We start from the raw sequence: 20732 nt of genomic DNA, 5'->3' as shown, positions 1-20732 counted from the left end.
TGCATTCCTATAATGAAGTATAGTAAACGTTAAGATGAAAAAAAGGGAAGTCTCACGACTTCCACAATTCTTCTAACCTTAAATCTAAATCTCTATGAAAAAAACGTGTTGCAAATATAGGCGTTTGTTCAATATAGAGGTGTTAATGAATTGCATAAAGAGAGAATAAAAACTAACATCTGCAAAAATGATGCAATTTTCCAGGAGCCTTCTATTAATTTTAATAAACTTTTGTAGAGTGGATTACGTTCCAGGAGTTCGGGAACTCCTGTGATGAACATCTGTTTCCTTGCACGGGTCAAGGCAACATTCAGTTTCCGGTCAATCAAAACACCCTCTTCTTCCGTCAGATTGGATAGAAATTTTAATTGATAAGGGTAGTTGACACAGAAGGAATAGATTATTACATCACGCTCGCTTCCCTGGAACCGTTCCACGGTGTCAACCAGAATGCGATTCAGAGCCGGAATACCAACTGATTCTATTTCTTTTTTAATCAATGCTATCTGACTTCGGTAAGGAGTAATGATTCCTAAAGTACGGGATTCGTCAAAATCCGACTGATGGTGTTCATAAATGCGAACGGCTAAATCTGCAACGATACGTGCTTCCGAATAGTTGATTTTGGCAGATGCGCCTGCTTTCTCCGGCACAGACGGATAAAAGGCTAAACGGCAGATCGTGTCCGAGTCTTCTATTTGGTGAGGTAGTCCGACAGGAATCAGTCGCCCCCCGTAAAAAGCACGATTGGCAAATAAGGCAACTTCCGGATGCATGCGTCCCTGACGACAAAGCATATCATAGGAACGATGAATAGCAGACGATGAACAGGCTGCCGTACAGTTCCGATAAAGACGTTCGAACAAAGAATCTTTCAGATTGCTCAATCCGATAGACAGTAATGATTCATCATAGATTGCCGCCTGTTCCACGTTTTGCTGCACAACAGCAGGCAGTTGCTTATGATCTCCGATCAATACAAACTTATCTATTGCATCTTTTTCATCTTCTCCACGTGCACAAAGGATTCCTAACAACTGCGGTTCCAGGATTTGGGTAGCCTCATCAATAATAGCTACATCAAAATGTTTCAAGCGAAACAGTTCCGGCTTACCGGAAATAGCCGCTACCGTTCCCACAATAATCCGACAATTCCGAATACGCTCGTAAACTTCCGAACGACGGTTGCAAGAGGATAATTCATTTTCAATCAGATGCCCGCGGTAGGCTTCATCACATGACAATTCACTTCCTACCCGGATAAAGTCAACTGCCGGAGCAATGGAAGCCAACGACTTGCATATCTCATCAACCGCCCGGTTGGTATAGGAAAGCAAAAGAATCTGCGCATCCTTGTCTGCATGGAAAGTCTCTACCATTTTCTTCAAGGCACATGAAGTCTTGCCTGTTCCCGGAGGTCCGATAAGAAGGAAATAATCCTGTGCGGCTTTTGCCTTCAGGGCGACTCGCGTAAAATCGTCTTCCGAACAGAAAATCATGGAATCCAATGATTTATCAAACCTCGGAGGACGTTGTGACAACAACAAGTCACGACGTTCTTTTCTTGCAGAAAGATAAGCATATAAGCCCTGGTACATCGAGCGGAATGTCGTATCCATTGTATCATGCTCTATGGCATAAAGGCTTTCGGCCGGAAGTACGGATGGATTCTGCTGGGTAGCACGCAAGCGGATACCTATTTCGTTTTCTGTCAGATACTCGATATTGCCTTTGAAAACCATTTTATTGGTGACATTATCTGTATCACAGTTTCGTTCATAAAGGATAATGGCGTCGCCTTGACGGAAATTAGGAAGGAAAGTTTCAGCATGAAGCATCTCACTTCCAGCGGTAAGAGTAAGTCCGGCTTTATATTCATCGGCGGCATGGTTCTCCTTTATTTTCAGATCATAAATGATTTCTCCAGCCTCACATTTCTCCGCCAATGTAGAGAGCCACAAAGAAGCTGCCCCTGTACGTCCCTCATAATCCACGTCACCGGATTTTGAGGTATAAAGTTCCTTTGTTATAAAGTTGTACACCGCATAGAAGTAATTCTTTTCCAATGCGGAAAGAGCTTTCAGCTTCGATTGAAAGTTATCAATAGAAGGACGCAGGTATGTTTCCCAGAAACGCCCTTTCAATCCTCGTTCATTCAAGGTGGAAGCATTGATTTCTTCCAGTTTTTGTGACGTATACTCCAGGCTGTTTCGTAATTGGATGCCATATTCATCGGCTACAATCCGATTACGCAAATCAATCACCCGGCGCACCATCGCCCACGAAGGACGAGAAGGGTAAAGAAGCGGATAGCGGGTATAAAGCAAATAGGCTTTCACTTTCCGGTGATCCATTCCCATCGAATATTGCAATACCGCCTGATAAAGCAACATCTGTACCTTATTATTCTCTTTCGGTTCTACCTTGCCCCGGATAGCATACTCGTCCGCTTTACCGGATTTCATTTCGATAAAAGAAGACATATCCCGCTGCATATAGTCAAGACGTCCCTGAAGTCCGAGTGCTTCGCAAATATAAGATGGTTCGAGCACGGCATCTGTCTTGTCAAGCTCATAGCCGGCTGCATGAAAGGTGTCATTTACTGTTTCACGAATATGATCGAAGTGCAATTTGCAGTCTTCAAAGAATTGGCGTTCTTTCTCCTTGTCTCGCAAATCAGAGCAGGCGGCCAGTTCAATAGGATAACGCCGGAAGGCTTTCTGCATACAGGTACGATAGTCTATCTCTTCACTCTTTGCATGAATCCATTCGTCCAGAAAAAGGTTGGCTATATTTCCCAGTAATAAAGGACGGGCATTTTCGATCGGTTGAAGACGGGAAAGAAAATAGTTGGCCGGATGGTGTCCGTAGTCACGGAAACACTCGGCAAGGGAACTGATGTCGAGCAAGTAATCCGGTTCGAGTACGATAAAAGAAGGGGTCAGGATTCCTGCTTCATCAATGGCTACATCCAATAGATTGACTTGCGCATGCCGCCAAAGCAGCTTGCACGTTTCTGCAAACTCTTCATTGATTTGAGGAACATTATAACGGACAAGGTATGGTTGCTCCGAAACTTCATCCAAGGGAGTCACATACAGATATTGTTCGTCGGCATACTGGAAACAGACACGCATCCGCTGTACCCGCTCGCGGGCGGGAGGCGCAACCAAATAGGTGGCATCCGCACGCGGAAGTAGTCGATATAGTTCCAGAGGAATATCTTCATCCAAGAGTTTACGGATAAAGAAAGCCAGGGTTTTCGCATCCCGCAAGAGTTGTTCCCGGTTGGGCTCTTGTTGACGGTTCAGGATAGCATTTGAAGTTAACCGGAAAGTATGCAGCCGGTTCTGCTCTGTAACAGAAAGCCCCACCTTAGCTGACACAAAACTAATTCGTGCAGAAAGATCGGTCATCTGTAAACTTTCGTTTTGCATTTGCCCGCGACAAATGCGTTCCAGCAAGTCGCGCATTTGCTTATATCCTACGGCAAGATAGGCATCTTCTGCCCGGCAAACTGCTAAAAGGATTTCATAAGATTCTATCGCTTCACTCTTCGGACAAGGCAACTTCATCTCCAGCTTCATCTCCAGCTTCATCTTCTACTTCCTCTTCGGTTTTCTTCTTGTCTTTTATCATCAAAATACTCATCTCGTACAACAGATAAAGTGGAATAGCTACGACACTCAATGTGAAGGGGTCGCCCGTCGGAGTAATAATAGCAGCTGCTATCACGATGACAACCACCGCATGACGGCGGTATCTCCGCAAGAAAGACTTGTTCACCACTCCCAGCAAAGAAAGCAGCCATGTAACCAACGGAAGTTCAAAAGCCAATCCCATGCAGAGAACCAGCATCATAAAATTATCTATATAGGAATTAAGAGACAAGATATTCTCCACTTCCGAACTCAACTGATAGGTAGACAGGAAACGGAGAGTCAGCGGATAAACCATAAAGTAACCCAGCAGTACGCCGATGAAAAACATCACCGTTCCGATAGTCAATGCTTTACGCACGCCCTTTCTCTCATTCGGATAAAGGGCGGGATTGATGAAACGCCATATTTCAAAAAAGATATAAGGCATAGCCGTCACCACCGACATCCAAAATGCTGTCGACATGTGAATAAAGAAAGGAGCAGCCAAGTTGATATTGACCAGCTTCACATAAAATTGTTGTGTGAAGAAGTCATCGGTCAAATCAAATGTTTTACCGATATGCCGTAATAAATCGTAGAATATGAAATCATTGTGGCAAGGCGCAAGTATCACATGGTCGAAGAGGTAGGGCATAGCAATAAAATAGCCTATCGCCAATACAAACCAAACTCCAACTACCCGAAAAAGCACCTTACGCAGTTCGTCCAAATGATCCCAAAAGGTCATTTCTGCCATCCGTATGTTGTGCTCTTTTAGTTCTTAGAAGGATCTACAGGTTTGTCCAACTCGTCTTTTGCCTTGTTTATTTCATCTTTCGCTTCGTTCACACCGTCTTTGAAGCTCTTCACGCCTTTGCCTAATCCACGCATCAGTTCAGGTATTTTCTTTCCACCAAAAAGAAGAAGGATAACCAAAGCGATAATAATCCATTCGGAACCACTAGGCAAAAAGCCTAACAATAATAAGTTTGTCATAAGTTTATTTGATAAAGAGGTTTTTAATAGTTGCTGCAAATATAGGAAATAAAATTGAGATTTACTACTTCGGCATACAGGCAATTCTGAAATTAGAAGTAGTAAAAGCCAATTTTCAGCGTACATTCAACTATGCGAAGAAAATTAGGAATTTAACCTGGCAGATTTGTTTGCCGAGATCTATTTTTACCGCTTGTCAATGAATCTTATCCTTACGTCACAAAAATTTGTCGCAAGAGCCGATCCGTCGTAGTTTTGGACAAAAACAAAAAGTATGGAAAAGTGTTATGGATGGATGCTATTGTTATGGCTCACAAATTTCTCCGGTAGTGTGCTGGGACAAACAGATACGATCGCCGATCAAAAGATACAAGAAGTAGTGGTAATTGCCAAACTTCCACCTGTAGAGATGAAACCGGGAAAAATGACTTACCATGTGGATGCTACGATCACCCAAAGCCAGGGATCGTTGTTCGACGTGTTATCCTCTCTTCCGGGGGTAATCCTGCAAAGCGATGGTTCCGTTTACTTGAACGGCAAGACAGGAGCGAATATCATGATGGACAGCAAGCTGACCTACCTTTCCGGTCATGACTTAGTGAGCTTTTTGAAAGCTACCCCTGCCGGTATGATCGATAAGATTGATCTGATCTCCTATCCTTCCACACGTTATGATGCAAGCGGAAACGCTGGGATTATCGATATCCGTACTAAAAAGATCATGCGTAAGGGAATGAATCTCTCCTTGAACGGCAGTTATGAGCAGTGGAGATATGGGACAGGCTTCGGCACAGCTTCTTTGAATATGCGTACAAACAAGTTCAATTTCTATTTATCCTATTCGTATTTCCAAAGTCGCACCCGGCATAAGTTTATCGCTAACCGGAATATCTTCCCCCCCTCATGGCAGGAACAGGAGGCGATCCGGATCGAACAAGACTCTTACCGTTTCCGCCGAAACTGTTCTAATTACTATCGGGTAGGAGTCGACTATCAAATCTCGGACAAGACGATTATCGGATTTTCTACCAACGGAAATCTTTGGAATGATTTGGAATTGGGAGATGTGTCCAGTCTTGTCGCTTCCCCAAAAACAGAGTGGAAGTCTCCCCTCCGCACTTTGAATAACACGCACCGTTCCCGGAATAATTTCACAGCTGTTTTGAGTTTGACCCACACCTTCAATCCGGACGGTGGAACCTTAGACGCCTCTGCCGATTGCCTGCGTTACCGTTTCCGGGAAGACCAGCTCTTACACAGCAAAGATACTCTACGGGGAATTATGAACGGGAGTATCCATCTCTATTCCGGACAAGCGAATCTGGTATGGCCTTTCTCGAAAACCTTTACGCTACGTACAGGAGTAAAGACTACTTTTGTCTCCATTGGCAACGGGGCGGATAACAATCGCTTACAAGGTTCCCTTTGGAATCCCGCTCGGGAAATCAGCAACGATTTCAAGTATGACGAAAATATCAATGCCGCATACACCCAACTGGACGTAAACCTCGCATCCTTCCAGATAGAAGCGGGACTTCGCATGGAAAACACCCAGATAGAGGGCATGCAATCCGGTAGTTCCTCCCAACGAGATTCTACGTTCAAGAATCAGTATCTTCATTTGTTCCCGACCCTGTCCCTGCAATATAGACTAAGAAACGGAAACAGCTTTGTCCTTACCTATGGCAAGCGAATCATCCGCCCGAATTACCGGGATCTGAATCCCTTTATCTATATTTTTGATGATTATACTTACGAACAAGGCAATACAATGCTACAACCAGAGCTAACCGATAACGTGGAATTGGCTTATATCCATAAAGATCTGTTCCGTGTCGGCCTACAATTCAGCTATACACGGGATGCAATCATCAAAAGTTATCTAGACAAAGGTTCCTATCGGGTTTATGTTACCCCAGAAAACCTTTCTTCCCATTTAAGCGTGGGGACCCAGATCAGTACCTCCCAATTATCCATCACCTCGTTTTGGGACTTGAACCTGAGTGCCTCTTTCACTTATAACCGCTATCGTTTGCCGGATAATTACCAGACGGACGTAAACAAGCGGCTAACCGCTTCTACCAATCTTTCCAACCAATTCAGCTTGAGCAAGAACTGGAGCGTTGAACTTTCCGGCTTTTACAACGGGAAGATGGCGATGGGGCAAGCCATAATCTCCCCTTTGTGGCAAGTCAACGCCGGAATCCAGAAAAAGATATGGAATGGAAAAGGAACGATTCAGCTATTTGCCCGCGATGTCTTCCACTCAAACGTTTCCAAGATAAGTATCCAAGCTCCTAACCTTCTGGGGCATATCAAGGAGTGGCAAGACAATGCCGTGATCGGGATAAGTGTCTCTTATCGCTTGAACCGGGGATTGGAGGTGAAAGAATCTCACCGAAAAAATAGCATAAATGAAAGTAAACGAATAAATTTGTAACAGAAAACAGTATAACGAATGAAACTTCTCTATCGCCTTTTCTCTCCGATGATTCTCGGAATCGTAATGTTCAATTGTATTCGATTGACAACAGATCTGTTACGGGACGGAACGCTCTGGCCAGGTTCGATGAGATACCATCTATCCGCTTTGTTGGTTACAATCACGATGTGTTACGTTTTTGATTTCGAGAATCGATACTTTCTTTTCCGGATAAAGCCCCAATTGCAACTATCTGCCGTAACGGAATATGCGCTTATGATATTGAAAGTACTGGTTGTCCTGAATTTGGTTTTGTTTGTAGGTCAGCGGACAGAGCTTCTCTATTTGGGCAATCTCCTTACGGATTATGTGGTTGTAAATGTGATTTGTGTTCCTTTTTTCTTAATTTACTACATCATACTTCGTAGTAACCAGATAGAGGCAGACTACAACCACCAGACCTTGCAATTGGAAAAAGTAAGATCGGAACAACTGGAAATGGAACTAAAATTCCTCAAATCCCAATATCATCCTCATTTCTTGTTTAACACCTTGAATACTGTTTATTTCCAGATCGACGAGAAGAACCTGTTGCCCCGGCGCACCTTGGAGATGATTTCCGATCTATTGCGTTACCAGTTATACGGAGGAAACCAAATGGTCAGTGTTCAGGAAGAGATAGATTATATACGTACCTATATCGACTTACAGAAGATGCGAATGAGTGAACGTTTACAACTATATGTTGAACTACCGTCCGGCTTGGAATATACTACCATATACCCTCTCTTATTCCTTCCGCTTATCGAGAATGCCTTCAAGTATGTGGGAGGTGCTTACCGGCTGGGCATTCGTATGACTTGGGAACCAGATAAGATCAGCTTCCATATTCGGAATTCGGTGCCGGATATTCCCATTTCGATAGATCCGGTCAAAAAGGGGATCGGCCTGGAGAATTTAAGAAGACGTCTTGCTCTGTTATATCCGGGCAAGTATGTGTTAGAAACCTCTCTCTTAGATAATGAATATACCGCACAATTAATACTGAAAATAAACGAGTCATGATAATAACCTGTGTGATAACAGACGATGAGCCGATAGCTAGGAAAGGACTACAATCGTATGTGGAGAAGGTGGATTTCCTTTCCCTGACAGGAGTTTGCGAAGATGCCATGCAACTCAACACCCTGTTGAAAACCCAGCGACCGGACTTACTCCTACTAGATATCGAGATGCCCTACCTTTCCGGCCTGGATTTGTTGGGTACCCTCAACAATCCCCCCAAAGTGATTGTCACCTCCGCTTATGAGCGGTATGCCTTGAAAGGCTACGAGTTGGATGTCGCAGACTATCTCCTGAAACCGATCTCTTTCGAACGTTTCCTAAAGGCAGTGAATAAAGTACACAATTTGCTGCAAAAAGAATCCTTGCCCATCCAAGAAGACTTCTTGTTCATAAAAAGCGATAAACAGATGCGCAAGGTTTTCCTGAAAGATATCCTGTTCGTGGAAGCATTGGAGAATTATGTCAGTATTTATACCACTTCTGGTAAAATACTGACTCATTCTACGCTGAAACGAATCGGGGAGTCGCTGCCGGAAGGAAATTTCCTGCAAACGCATAAATCCTACATCGTCAATATCGACCTGATCGATCTGCTGGAGGGCAATATGCTACGGATCGGCACATTCCAAGTCCCAATTGCCCGGAATTACCGGGAAGAAGTCTTCAAGCGGGTCTTGAGGAATACGTTATAAATTAATCCTGATAATATACCCGCTTCACCCGTGTCGATATACTTGTCAACACTTCATAAGGGATCGTATCCAGCTTATCGGACAACACCGTAATCGGAAGATCATCACCAAAGATGATAGCCTGATCGCCTTCCCGACAATCAATATCCGTTACATCGATCATGCAGACGTCCATACAGATATTCCCTACATAAGGAGCTTTCTTTCCGTTCACCAGGCAATAGGCGTTGCCACGTCCCAAATGGCGGTTCAATCCATCCGCATAGCCGATAGGAATGGCCGCAATGCGTGAAGGACGTGCCAAATGCCCCATCCGGCTATATCCTACCGTATCTTCTTGGGGAACATCCCGTATCTGAAGAATGGTAGTCTTCAACGTACTTACATTATGTATAATCGAATTGTCTATCGGGCTAACTCCATAAAGTCCGATTCCCAAGCGCACCATATCAAATTGTGCATCAGGGAAACGTTCGATTCCTGCCGTATTGCAGATATGACGGAGAATCTTGTGAGAGAAAGCGGCCTGCAATTCCTGCGAACCTTTCTCGAACAATTCAATCTGTTCACGAGTGAAAGCGTCGAACTGCGGCGAATCACTTCCTACAAAATGAGAGAATACCGAACGGGGGATCACCGCACTCTGATTCTTCAGACGACGAATGAGCAATGGTATATCTTCTACCGCAAAGCCCAGACGGTGCATACCTGTATCCAGTTTCACATGAATCGGGAAGTTGGTGATTCCTTCTTTTTCTGCCGCTTTGATGAGCGCATCGAGCAGATGGAAATTATAGACTTCCGGTTCCAGCTTATAATCGAACATGGTTTTAAATGCCGTAAGCTCCGGATCCATAATTATAATAGAGGCGGTAATACCTGCTTTGCGAAGTTCGGAACCTTCGTCAGCCACGGCCACAGCCAGATAATCGACATGGTGTTCCTGCAAGCTCTTGGCTATTTCGTACGAACCGGCTCCGTAAGCGGATGCTTTCACCATACAGATCACCTTTGTTTCCGAATGGCGAAGCATGGAACGGTAATGGTTCAGATTGGCGACCATCGCTCCGAGGTTTACTTCAAGGATGGTTTCATGCACCTTCAATTCAAGTTCTTCGGATACCAAATCAAAGTTGAACACGCGCGAACCTTTTACCAGAATTACTTCCGAATGAAGTGATTTGAGTATGCCGGATGTAAGAAGTGCTTCTGTGTTAGGAAAGAAGTAGCGTTCGAGATCGTCATCAAAACGAGCGGAACAGGAGGATATTTCCTGCCCTACACCAATCAGTTTATTTATTCCTTTACTCTGCACCAACTGGGCTACACGCCGATAAAGCGTAGCGGTACTTTGTCCGGTTTCCAGTATATCCGACAGGATCAGTGTCCGCTTCAAGCCTTTCTTTTCCGAACGACGTACCAGAAAGTCGAGTGCAATATCCAATGATGCCAGGTCTGAATTATAACTATCATTAATCAATACGCAGTTATTCTTTCCTTCTTTCACTTCCAGACGCATGGCAATCGGTTCGAGACGGGCCATCCGTTCGGTGATCTGGTCGGCAGGTGTCATCAGGTAAAGACAAGCTGCCAGGCAATTCAGCACATTTTCAATAGAAGCGTCATCGATGAAAGGAATACAGAATGTATTATCCATTTCCAGATAACGATAAGATATAACGGTATGATCTTCTTTCTTGATTACACGGCTGATATACAACGGACGTTCAATATCCCTACGGCTCCAGGCTATTTCACGTGCAGTCAGCATTGATTTTGCGACACAATTACTGATTAATTCGTTATCGCCGTTGTAAATCACTACATCGCAGTCTTTGAAAAGCGTCAGCTTCTCCATGCATTTCTCTTGCAATGAGAAGAAGTTTTCCTGATGGGCACCGCCGATATTGGTCAGAATACCAATGGTAGGCTTTATCATTCGTTTCAAGGCTCCCATCTCTCCCATTTCGGAGATGCCGGCTTCGAAAATGCCCAGTTCTGCTTCTTCTGAAAGTTGCCATACAGAAAGAGGAACTCCGATCTGCGAATTATAGCTACGCGGAGAACGGACGATACAACGATCCGGACTAAGTAACTGGTGCAACCACTCTTTCACAATGGTTTTTCCATTGCTTCCGGTGATACCGATCACAGGGATTTTAAATTTATCACGATGCGCTTCGGCAAGCTTCTGCAAAGCCTTCAGAGGATTGGGAACGATAAGGAAATTGAGAGTTGAGAGTTGAGAATTGAGAATTGGCTGCGCATCATCATCTTGCCCAGATTTCTCCATTTTCAATTCTCCATTCTCAATTAATTTAAAGTCTTCTTCTGTTATTACAAAATTGCGTACGCCCCGGTCGTATAATTCGGGGATATAACGGACTCCGCTATTTCGTTTGGTAGTTAAAGCAAAAAAGAGAGTTTCTTCCGGAAAACTCAAAGAGCGGCTGTCTGTTAACAGCCAATCAATAGTCGCTTTATGTTTGCCCATACGGCGGGCACCGATACTTTTGGCTATGGATTCAATCGCATATGACATAGTTCTGTTTCTTTTTGAAAATCTAAGTACGGGTATTTTCCGATAAGTCGTTCTATTTTTAACACTATTTGTCCTAAAAAGCGTTGATACGCCTCTGACTCGGGGTGAAAGGGTTTATGTGCCAAGTCCCGGCGGATGTCCTGCACTGCCATGATAACCTGCTTTGTTTCAGCGGAAAAGAAGGTTTCGGAGAAGCGTTCCCACAGGTAACGAATCGCCAGAGGAGACGGATGCAGCATATCGTCAGCATAGAAGCGATAATCACGCAATTCGTCTAATATGATTTCATAAGAGGGGAAGTAGAACACTCGTTCCGGGAACAATTGCTGCAACCGGTCGATGGCCAGTAACAACGTAGATTTACTTAATTGATTGGCGTGCATTCCGTCGCGTATATGACGGATCGGGCTGACTGTAAACAGCCATTTTAATTCCGGATTGCAGGCTGCCATTCCGGTGATGAGCGCTGTATAATCTTCTACAATTTCTTCAACAGTAAGCCGGTAACGTAAGAAATGGTTTTCCGGCAGTTGATGGCAGTTGGCTACCACTTGCCCACTCTCTTTTTGTTTATAAACATAAGCGGTGCCCAAAGTTACCATTAGCCAGTTCAACTCCGGCAGTCTTTGATGGGCGTGATGAAGACGGGCATTTATGGCATGCAACGTTTCTTCGGGCGTAAAAGCTGAAAAAGAGCCGTGATGCATCGGACTATGCCATAAGTCTTTGTAGGCAAACAAATCCTGGCTGGTATATTCTTTATTTCCCATAATCTCTCTCAAAGCGGATGAGACGGACAAAGGATTATAAAGGATACCAAAAGGATTCAGATCCAGCTGAAACCCAGCGTCCATTAATTGTCTCCCGATATTTTCTGCAAAACAGGAGCCCATCAGAAGAATACGATCTGCATGACTGACAGGTGGCATCCCGGCAGGCAATTCTACAGATGTTTGAAAGTTCATACGATTTTCCATCATTTCATTACGTTTCATGTGCAAAAGTAATCAAAAAACAATTTCCTACCTCTTTTTCCTCACGATTCAATAATCTTAGGGAGTATGGAAAAACAGATACGTCCCTATGCCGAATAAGATTTTATAAAAAAAAGGGGGGCGAATATACTTTCTTTTCGTATTTTTGCACTAAATTTCCTCGAATCATGAAGAATGAACCGATATATAACTTGCTAAACACTATCAATTATCCTGACGACCTGCGAAGACTAGACGTAGAGCAACTGCCGGAGGTATGTAGTGAATTAAGGCAAGACATTATTAAAGAACTCTGCTGCAACCCGGGGCATTTTGCTGCCAGTCTGGGAACAGTGGAGCTGACCGTAGCTTTACACTACGTCTACAATACACCTTATGACCGTATTGTATGGGACGTGGGACATCAGGCATACGGTCACAAAATACTGACAGGACGCCGTGAAGCCTTTTCTACGAACAGGAAACTCGGAGGAATCCGTCCTTTCCCGTCTCCGGAAGAAAGCGAATATGATACTTTCACGTGTGGACACGCTTCCAATTCTATTTCTGCAGCTCTCGGTATGGCTGTCGCAGCCGCCAGAAAAGGAGATGCCAAACGCCATGTAGTAGCTATCATCGGCGACGGTTCCATGAGTGGCGGACTGGCTTTTGAAGGACTGAACAATGCATCTGCCACGTCGAACAACCTGCTCATTATCCTGAATGACAATGACATGGCCATTGACCGGAGTGTAGGAGGTATGAAGCAGTATCTCGTCAACCTGACAACTTCCAACCGCTATAATCAGCTACGTTTCAAGCTCTCGCGCATGTTGTTCAAGCTCGGCATCCTAAACGAAGAACGCCGCAAAGCGCTCATACGTTTCGGGAACAGCCTGAAATCAATGGCTGCACAGCAACAGAATATTTTCGAAGGGATGAATATCCGTTACTTCGGTCCGATAGACGGACACGACGTAAAGAATCTGGCAAGAGTATTGCGCGACATCAAAGATATGCAAGGACCTAAAATCCTGCATCTGCATACTATCAAAGGAAAAGGATTCGGACCGGCAGAGAAGCACGCTACCGAATGGCATGCTCCCGGCAAATTCGATCCGGTCACTGGCGAACGTTTCATTGCTAACACTGAAGGAATGCCTCCGCTTTTCCAAGATGTATTCGGAAATACATTGGTAGAGCTTGCCGAAGCCAATCCGAAGATTGTCGGTGTCACTCCCGCCATGCCTAGTGGTTGTTCGATGAATATACTGATGGAGAAAATGCCCAAACGCGCGTTTGATGTAGGCATTGCCGAAGGACATGCGGTTACTTTCTCCGGTGGGATGGCAAAAGACGGACTGCAACCATTCTGCAATATCTATTCTTCTTTTATGCAACGCGCACATGATAATATCATTCATGACGTAGCGATTCAGAATCTCCCTGTTGTTTTGTGCCTCGACCGTGCCGGCTTGGTTGGCGAAGACGGTCCCACTCATCACGGAGCTTTTGATATGGCATGTTTGCGTCCAATCCCCAATCTGACAATCAGTTCGCCCATGGACGAACATGAATTACGTCGCCTGATGTATACGGCACAATTGCCGGACAAGGGTCCGTTCGTAATCCGTTATCCTCGCGGACGAGGTGTATTAGTAGACTGGAAGTGTCCATTGGAAGAGATTCCGGTGGGAAAAGGACGAAAACTGAAAGAGGGCAACGACCTTGCAGTTATCACTATCGGACCGATAGGAAACATAGCTGCCCGTGCCATCACCCGGGCAGAAGCTGATTTCGGTCTGTCGATCGCCCATTACGATTTGCGTTTCCTGAAACCGCTGGACGAAGAGCTGTTACATGAGGTAGGACGCAAATTCCAACGTGTCCTGACTATCGAAGACGGGATTATCAAAGGCGGGATGGGTAGTGCTATCCTTGAATTTATGGCAGACAACGAATACAAACCAACCGTGAAGCGTATCGGTATCCCCAACCTATTTGTAGAGCATGGATCAGTTGCCGAACTGTATCAACTGTGCGGCATGGATGAAGAAGGGATTCTGACTAAAATAAAAGAATTTATCAATTGACATGAAGATTATTATTGCCGGTGCCGGCAACGTAGGCACCCATTTGGCCAAGCTGTTATCGCGCGAGAAGCAAGATATCATCTTGATGGATGATGACGAAGAGAAACTAAGTGCTCTTAGTGCCAATTTTGACTTGCTGACTGTTGCCGCTTCTCCTTCTTCCATCTCCGGATTGAAAGAAGTGGGCGTCAAAGAAGCCGACCTGTTTATCGCAGTCACACCGGACGAAAGCCGTAACATGACTGCCTGTATGCTGGCTACCAATCTGGGAGCTAAAAAGACAGTGGCACGTATCGACAATTACGAATATCTTCTGCCCAAAAATAAAGAGTTTTTCCAGAAGCTGGGAGTAGATTCTCTGATTTACCCGGAAATGCTGGCTGCCAAAGAAATCGTATCTTCCATGCGTATGAGCTGGGTACGCCAATGGTGGGAGTTTTGTGGAGGTTCTCTGGTTCTGATTGGTACGAAGATGCGCGAAAAGGCTGAAATCCTGAATATACCGCTGCATCAGCTAGGCGGTCCTAACATACCTTATCACGTAGTAGCCATCAAACGCGGAACGGAGACGATTATTCCCCGCGGAGACGATGTCGTTAAATTGCATGATATTGTTTATTTCACCACTACCCGCAAGTATATTCCTTATATTCGTAAGATAGCCGGCAAGGAAGATTATGCCGACGTACGCAATGTGATGATTATGGGGGGAAGCCGTATCGCAGTCCGTACCGCACAATATGTGCCGGACTATATGCAGGTGAAAATAGTTGATAATGACCTGAACCGTTGTAACCGCCTGACAGAGTTACTGGATGATAAGACAATGATTATCAACGGAGATGGCCGAGACATGGATTTGCTCATCGAAGAGGGGCTAAAGAATACCGAAGCATTTGTTGCTCTGACCGGTAACTCGGAAACAAATATTCTAGCCTGTCTCGCCGCTAAACGTATGGGAGTGGAAAAGACAGTGGCAGAAGTGGAGAATATCGACTATATCGGTATGGCGGAAAGTCTTGACATCGGTACTGTTATCAATAAAAAAATGATCGCTGCCAGCCATATCTACCAAATGATGTTGGATGCCGACGTGTCTAATGTGAAATGTCTTACTTTTGCCAATGCGGACGTTGCTGAATTCACTGTACCGGAAGGTGCTAAAATCACCAAACACCTGATTAAAGACCTGGGACTCCCAAAGGGTACTACCATCGGAGGAATGATCCGCAACGGAGAAGGTATCTTGGTGACAGGTGATACACAAATCCGTCCCGGCGACCATGTAGTCGTATTCTGTCTGAGTATGATGATTAAAAAGATTGAGAAGTTCTTTAATTAAGTATTAAGTATCAGGTATTAAGTATTAACCGTAGCAACCCATTTTCACCGACTAATACTTAATACCTGATACTTAATACCTAATACTTAATACTAGTTTATGATTAATTCAAAGATGATATTCCGGATTCTGGGCTTTCTGCTTCTGATAGAAACAGCGATGCTGTTATGTTGTGGAGCGGTCTCTCTTTTTTATAAAGAGAATGACTTGCAGAGTTTCCTGATTTCATCTGCTGTCACAGCCTGTATTAGCTTTCTGCTGCTTGCCATCGGGAAAGACGCAGTGAAATCCCTGAATCGCCGCGATGGATATGTCATCGTCAGCGCAGCATGGGTTACCTTTTCCCTTTTCGGAATGTTACCTTATTATATAGGAGGATATATTCCCAATGTTGCGGATGCATTTTTTGAAACGATGTCCGGATTTAGCAGTACAGGTGCCACTATTCTGAATAATATAGAGTCGATGCCCCACGGAATACTTTTCTGGCGGGCTATGACGCAATGGATAGGTGGTTTGGGTATTGTATTCTTCACCATTGCTGTTCTGCCGATTTTTGGTGTGGGCGGAATTCAGGTGTTCGCAGCAGAAGCCAGCGGACCTACTCATGATAAAGTGCATCCCCGCATTGGCATCACTGCTAAATGGATTTGGGGTATTTATGCCGGAATGACGGGAACACTGATTATTTTATTAATAGGTGGTGGCATGAGTATATTCGATAGTATATGTCATGCTTTTGCAACGACCAGTACCGGTGGGTTCTCTACTAAACAGGCCAGTATTGAATATTACCATTCACCTTATATAGACTATGTAATTTCCATTTTCATGTTCCTTTCAGGAATTAACTTCACATTGCTACTGTTGATGTTTAATGGGAAAATTAAGAAGTTCCTACATGATGCGGAACTGAAGTTCTACTTTATTTGTGTTTCATTCTTCACTCTATTCATTGCTATCTGGCTCCATCAGACTTCTTCTATGGGAGTAGAGGAGGCATTCCGGAAATCGCTTTTCCAAGTGATTTCATTGCAAACTTCTACGGGATTCGTCACAGCTGACTATATGCTCTGGCCTTCTATCCTCTGGGGCTGCCTCATCATTGTGATGATTATCGGAGCTTGTGCCGGCAGTACAACAGGAGGTATCAAGTGTATTCGTATGGTTATTCTGTTTCAAGTAGTGAAAAATGAATTCAAACATATTCTTCACCCTAACGCCATACTCCCGGTGCGGGTAAATAAGCAAGTTATTTCCCCTTCCATTCAGTCTACTGTATTGGCTTTCACCTTTTTGTATGTAGTTATTGTTATCATCAGCGTGCTTGTCATGATGGGCTTAGGAGTCGGTTTTCTGGAATCAATAGGAACCGTAATCTCAAGCATAGGTAATATGGGACCAGGCCTCGGCACATGTGGTCCGGCTTTCTCATGGAGTGCATTGCCCGATGCTGCCAAATGGCTGCTTTCTTTTTTAATGCTCTTGGGACGCTTGGAATTGTTTACAGTATTATTGCTTTTCACTTCCGATTTCTGGAAGAAGAGTTAAAGAAGAGGAAGAGAGGCAGCTTTCGTTAGAAAATAGGAAGATAACTAGCTGCATCCGGAGATAAGAAAGAGAAGATATGAGTATTATCAAACTATTAAAAGGCATTACCTTATTATAAGCCATTACCTAACAACAACTTATCAACTTATATTTCTCAACTATTCTCATGCCTTTGAGAATTTTTTCTCATCGCTATGAGAACTTTTTCTCAAAGGTATGAGAAAAAATACTCATCATAATGAGAATAATTTCTCATTATGATGAGCATATACTTCCCTGTGTACTTCCCTGCTAATGGTTATCCGAATAACCTGATGATAATTGCTGTTCCCTGATAATGATTACAGTCATTAGCATCATTGCTTTTGTTTTAAATCTTTCTTAGCAGAATCTTTCTTACTACAGGTTTATTAACCTCATAAATCTTATTGATAAGAACATCCATTTCCTGTTCACGAGCCTCACGTACAGCATCAGACATCATTCTGGTATAACCATCCCGATGTCCTTTCAGCCATCCATTCTTCTCAAGATTTTCATCCATAACCTTGATAGCTTGTCTGTCATTGGCAAAAAGCAATCCTTTTTGTTGAAAGAAACCAAATTGAGTCCATGCATAATCTCTGAAACTTCTCTCAATCTCCCATCTATATTCATTCAGATGCATCACAGCTAATGCCTGTTGATATTGAGGAGTCTTGGATTCGGCAGCCAGATTAATACCCTTTGCCAAGTCATCTCCACTCCATGTTCCGATTTCTTCCTCATCGATCAACAATTTATAATCACCTTTCAGACCTGTTACTTTCAGAACTTCACGATTCATTTCATCCATAAAAGGAATGACTTTCGTAGCTTCTGCCTGACCTTTTTTTTGTCCCCATCCACGAGCGATAGTATCCAAAGGATAAGGAAGAGCTTCTGCCAGATAATCAAAGCTCAAATCTTTTCCGTTCTTCTTGATATTTGAGATTGTACAATTCTCTGCTTTAACTGCCTGTTTCTTATTAGCATTTATCTCCACCTCTGCTACTTCTTTACCCACAAATCCTTGTGCTTTCAGGAAAAGGTAAGCCATCACCATGTGTCCGTCATTATCCGGATGAATACGGTCGCTGCCACAAAGAGTAAATGCCGGATCTTTCTGTTGGTTTTGTTGATTCAAAGCAACCATAGGAGCGTTCAAATCCGTAAATTCCCAATTGTTCTTAGCTGCAGATTCTTTCTGATATTCAACGATACGTTTGATAGTTTCGTTCTTTGTTTTGAACGGTACATTCTCTTTCAATTGCACGGTTTCATCATAAGGGGAAGTTCCGACCATCACAATACGGGTATCAGGAAGATCTTTGAAACGCTTCTCCATTTGCTGGTAGTTCTTGATACTTTCCTGATATTTCTGTTCACCGAATTCTTTGGGATTATCCCCGTTATATTCAAAATATCCGGAGTCATTCATACCAAAAGTAACCATCAATACAGAGGGTTTCATAGGGAAAATATCTCCATCCAAGCGTTTGTTCATATCGTATGCCGTATCTCCGCCAATACCACCATTCAATATGCGGAGAGGCATATTCGGAAAACGAGTCATATAATACAACCAGATATACGAATGGTAATGACCGCCATCCGTGATACTATTTCCTAAAAATACTGCTCTTTCACCCTCTTTAAAAGGCTTCACTGTTTGAGCAAAAGCAGTAGTATATGTCATACAAACTGCCGCAATCAATACAAAAATCTTTTTCATGTCTTAATATCTTTTTTACAAATACTATAAGTTGATATACATTGTTTTATCTGTCTTTATCCGATTAATTCGCTTATTTATCATCCAGTTCATTTATTCATTGTTCTGTTTGTTTATTTCAAGTTTCTCATTTTGAAATAAGCAAATTCCGCTGGCACATCTTCAGCACCGCAGTGAAGTAATCCCGGACGTTGCACTCTGTCCCAACGAGTCAAAAAGGCTCCTTTTAAGGAAGTATCCAATACAGATTTCCATGTCTTTCCATCCTTACTTTCGTAGAAGTTGAAAATACAACCCTGTTCTACCTCTATCTTCAGATAAATGTCTTTATCAGTAGTGAGACTGGATTCATGGAGTATTGATTCTGAATTGTCTTTCAGCATTTTCAACTGCAATTTATTCCCTTTGACTCCCCAAGTTACCAAATTCTTATCATCACCATACAAGGTTAATCCCTGCAAACTTTCATTCGCACGAATCACTTTGGTTTCACAACTATAGTGCGAAGATTGTGGACGTAAGCATAATGCAGTACCCTGTTTATTGTCTTTTTTCGGAGTGCCGGACAGAGAAAGTTTTTCTTTCTTTAATGCAATATTTACATCCGAATAAGGATAATTCCAAGTCCAGTCAATTTTCAATTTACTATCTTGAAAGCGATCTTCAAAGTCTGTAAGAGGTTTCTGCCGGGTTGTTTTAAAAGGCATGGGTTGCTTGGCGACGGCAATATTACCCGTTTTAAAACGCACCCAATGATCTGCTGCCACCTCCATTTCCTGTAGAACAGGTTGGCGTCCGTCATAGAAGTTTTCTCCCTTTAAATAGGCATGACACAAATAAAACATTCTTCCATCGGGAGTTTTTACCGCTGTGCCATGACCACATGAAATATAATCACCCTCACCTCCATGCAAAATGGGATTTCCGGCATATTTTTCATACGGTCCACAGAAGTTTTTGGAACGTGCCACATATACGTCGTAGTTACTAGAGGGACCACAGCAACCGTGAGCCGAATAGACGATGTAATAATAATCGCCTTGTTTGAAATGATACTGCCCCTCCATGCCTATCTCTTCCTCATCTACCAACAGAGAAAAAGGTTCGCCCTCCAAACGTAATCCGTCGGCAGAGAGTTTACTTCCCAGCAGTTCTATCGGACGTTTGTCCAATCCATACGCTTTCCAGCTAATATACAATTGCCCATTGTCATCATAGATAAATGCATCAATGGCCTCTGTTCCATACGTTATGATCGGACCATGATCGGTAAATTCATGCAAAGGAGAATCCGAGGTGGCTACTCCGATATAAGAAATTCCGGTACTTTTCTGACGGGCAGTGTAGTAGCAATAGACTTTATTATTGTGATAATATAGCTCCGGTGCCCAGAATGAGTTTGAAGTCCAGGAGGGTTGTTTGGAGAAGATATGCCCCACCTGTTTCCAGTTGACCATGTCTTTGGATGTGAATACCGGGTAGAAAGGAGCCCACTCGGATGATGTTCCTGTGGCATAATACGTATCATCTATCCGGATCATGGACGGATCGGGCATGTCGCCCCGGATAACCGGATTCATAAAGTACTGTTGTTCTTGCGCCACAAGTTGTGGCGCAAGACAAATACCAAACAGAAAGATTATGATCTTCTTCATGAACAT

The 20732-nt window shown here is 43.6% G+C and carries 13 protein-coding genes; 6 read left to right on the top strand and 7 right to left on the bottom strand.

The annotated features are described in order from the left end of the window. Window positions 1-128: 128 nt before the first annotated feature. Genes NQ505_RS10580 through tatA form a run of 3 tightly spaced genes read right to left on the bottom strand, consistent with a single transcriptional unit; the run spans window position 129 to window position 4637 of the window. Window positions 129-3587, bottom strand: coding sequence for an AAA domain-containing protein (locus tag NQ505_RS10580; protein ID WP_009000409.1), 3459 nt, complete (start codon window positions 3585-3587; stop codon window positions 129-131). After that, window positions 3550-4398, bottom strand: coding sequence for a twin-arginine translocase subunit TatC (gene tatC, locus NQ505_RS10575; protein ID WP_009000408.1), 849 nt, complete (start codon window positions 4396-4398; stop codon window positions 3550-3552). Before tatC ends, NQ505_RS10580 begins: the two co-directional genes overlap by 38 nt. A gap of 17 nt (window positions 4399-4415) precedes the next feature. Next, the gene (gene tatA / locus NQ505_RS10570) at window positions 4416-4637 is read right to left on the bottom strand and encodes a twin-arginine translocase TatA/TatE family subunit (RefSeq protein WP_004301497.1); all 222 of its coding nucleotides are present in this window, start codon (window positions 4635-4637) and stop codon (window positions 4416-4418) included. A 274-nt stretch (window positions 4638-4911) separates the two neighbouring features. Here tatA and NQ505_RS10565 point away from each other — a divergent pair, with 274 nt between their 5' ends. The 3 genes from NQ505_RS10565 to NQ505_RS10555 are packed head-to-tail and all read left to right on the top strand — an operon-like array spanning window position 4912 to window position 8816. After that, entirely contained in the window at window positions 4912-7077 is a 2166-nt protein-coding gene (locus NQ505_RS10565; protein ID WP_009000407.1) for an outer membrane beta-barrel family protein, read from the top strand. 18 nt (window positions 7078-7095) lie between these two features. Beyond that, on the top strand, window positions 7096-8124 hold the full coding sequence (locus NQ505_RS10560) for a sensor histidine kinase (protein WP_009000406.1): 1029 nt from the start codon (window positions 7096-7098) through the stop codon (window positions 8122-8124). Next, window positions 8121-8816: a LytR/AlgR family response regulator transcription factor gene (locus NQ505_RS10555; RefSeq protein WP_009000405.1), complete on the top strand. Its 696-nt coding sequence runs from the start codon at window positions 8121-8123 to the stop codon at window positions 8814-8816. Before NQ505_RS10560 ends, NQ505_RS10555 begins: the two co-directional genes overlap by 4 nt. A 1-nt stretch (window position 8817) precedes the next feature. On the opposite strand, the gene NQ505_RS10550 is transcribed toward NQ505_RS10555, so the two are convergent. Together NQ505_RS10550 and NQ505_RS10545 are read right to left on the bottom strand one after the other, a co-directional pair. Beyond that, complete coding sequence (locus NQ505_RS10550; RefSeq protein WP_009000404.1) at window positions 8818-11358, bottom strand: bifunctional UDP-N-acetylmuramoyl-tripeptide:D-alanyl-D-alanine ligase/alanine racemase; 2541 nt, start codon at window positions 11356-11358, stop codon at window positions 8818-8820. After that, window positions 11334-12353, bottom strand: coding sequence for a GSCFA domain-containing protein (locus tag NQ505_RS10545; RefSeq protein WP_083852338.1), 1020 nt, complete (start codon window positions 12351-12353; stop codon window positions 11334-11336). The genes NQ505_RS10550 and NQ505_RS10545 overlap by 25 nt, the downstream gene beginning before the upstream one ends. Before the next feature lie 167 nt (window positions 12354-12520). On the opposite strand from NQ505_RS10545, the gene dxs reads away from it, so the two are divergent. From dxs to NQ505_RS10530, 3 genes are all read left to right on the top strand, one after another. Further along, window positions 12521-14425, top strand: coding sequence for a 1-deoxy-D-xylulose-5-phosphate synthase (dxs, locus tag NQ505_RS10540; protein WP_009000402.1), 1905 nt, complete (start codon window positions 12521-12523; stop codon window positions 14423-14425). A 1-nt stretch (window position 14426) separates the two neighbouring features. Then, entirely contained in the window at window positions 14427-15767 is a 1341-nt protein-coding gene (gene trkA / locus NQ505_RS10535) for a Trk system potassium transporter TrkA (protein ID WP_009000401.1), read from the top strand. Window positions 15768-15866: 99 nt separating this feature from the next. Next, complete coding sequence (locus NQ505_RS10530; RefSeq protein ID WP_009000400.1) at window positions 15867-17318, top strand: TrkH family potassium uptake protein; 1452 nt, start codon at window positions 15867-15869, stop codon at window positions 17316-17318. Between the two features lie 370 nt (window positions 17319-17688). Here the strand turns inward: NQ505_RS10530 and NQ505_RS10525 are convergent, their stop codons facing one another. Both NQ505_RS10525 and NQ505_RS10520 read right to left on the bottom strand, forming a co-directional pair. After that, on the bottom strand, window positions 17689-19071 hold the full coding sequence (locus NQ505_RS10525) for an SGNH/GDSL hydrolase family protein (protein ID WP_259828322.1): 1383 nt from the start codon (window positions 19069-19071) through the stop codon (window positions 17689-17691). A gap of 113 nt (window positions 19072-19184) precedes the next feature. Next, a complete protein-coding gene (locus NQ505_RS10520; protein WP_009000399.1) occupies window positions 19185-20726 on the bottom strand; it encodes a family 43 glycosylhydrolase in 1542 nt (513 codons plus the stop codon). Between the last annotated feature and the right edge of the window lie 6 nt (window positions 20727-20732).

It is taken from the genome of Bacteroides sp. D2, from assembly GCF_025147085.1.
In the GTDB taxonomy this organism is placed as follows: Bacteria; Bacteroidota; Bacteroidia; order Bacteroidales; family Bacteroidaceae; genus Bacteroides.
This window is presented reverse-complemented; position numbering and strand designations above follow the sequence as displayed.

Bases quoted from the DNA above. Each gene is read 5' to 3' on its own strand.
- NQ505_RS10580 (WP_009000409.1), bottom strand. From the start codon at position 3,587: ATGAAGCTGGAGATGAAGTTGCCTTGTCCGAAGAGTGAAGCGATAGAA.
- tatC (WP_009000408.1), bottom strand. From the start codon at position 4,398: ATGGCAGAAATGACCTTTTGGGATCATTTGGACGAACTGCGTAAGGTG.
- tatA (WP_004301497.1), bottom strand. From the start codon at position 4,637: ATGACAAACTTATTATTGTTAGGCTTTTTGCCTAGTGGTTCCGAATGG.
- NQ505_RS10565 (WP_009000407.1), top strand. From the start codon at position 4,912: ATGGAAAAGTGTTATGGATGGATGCTATTGTTATGGCTCACAAATTTC.
- NQ505_RS10560 (WP_009000406.1), top strand. From the start codon at position 7,096: ATGAAACTTCTCTATCGCCTTTTCTCTCCGATGATTCTCGGAATCGTA.
- NQ505_RS10555 (WP_009000405.1), top strand. From the start codon at position 8,121: ATGATAATAACCTGTGTGATAACAGACGATGAGCCGATAGCTAGGAAA.
- NQ505_RS10550 (WP_009000404.1), bottom strand. From the start codon at position 11,358: ATGTCATATGCGATTGAATCCATAGCCAAAAGTATCGGTGCCCGCCGT.
- NQ505_RS10545 (WP_083852338.1), bottom strand. From the start codon at position 12,353: ATGAAACGTAATGAAATGATGGAAAATCGTATGAACTTTCAAACATCT.
- dxs (WP_009000402.1), top strand. From the start codon at position 12,521: ATGAAGAATGAACCGATATATAACTTGCTAAACACTATCAATTATCCT.
- trkA (WP_009000401.1), top strand. From the start codon at position 14,427: ATGAAGATTATTATTGCCGGTGCCGGCAACGTAGGCACCCATTTGGCC.
- NQ505_RS10530 (WP_009000400.1), top strand. From the start codon at position 15,867: ATGATTAATTCAAAGATGATATTCCGGATTCTGGGCTTTCTGCTTCTG.
- NQ505_RS10525 (WP_259828322.1), bottom strand. From the start codon at position 19,071: ATGAAAAAGATTTTTGTATTGATTGCGGCAGTTTGTATGACATATACT.
- NQ505_RS10520 (WP_009000399.1), bottom strand. From the start codon at position 20,726: ATGAAGAAGATCATAATCTTTCTGTTTGGTATTTGTCTTGCGCCACAA.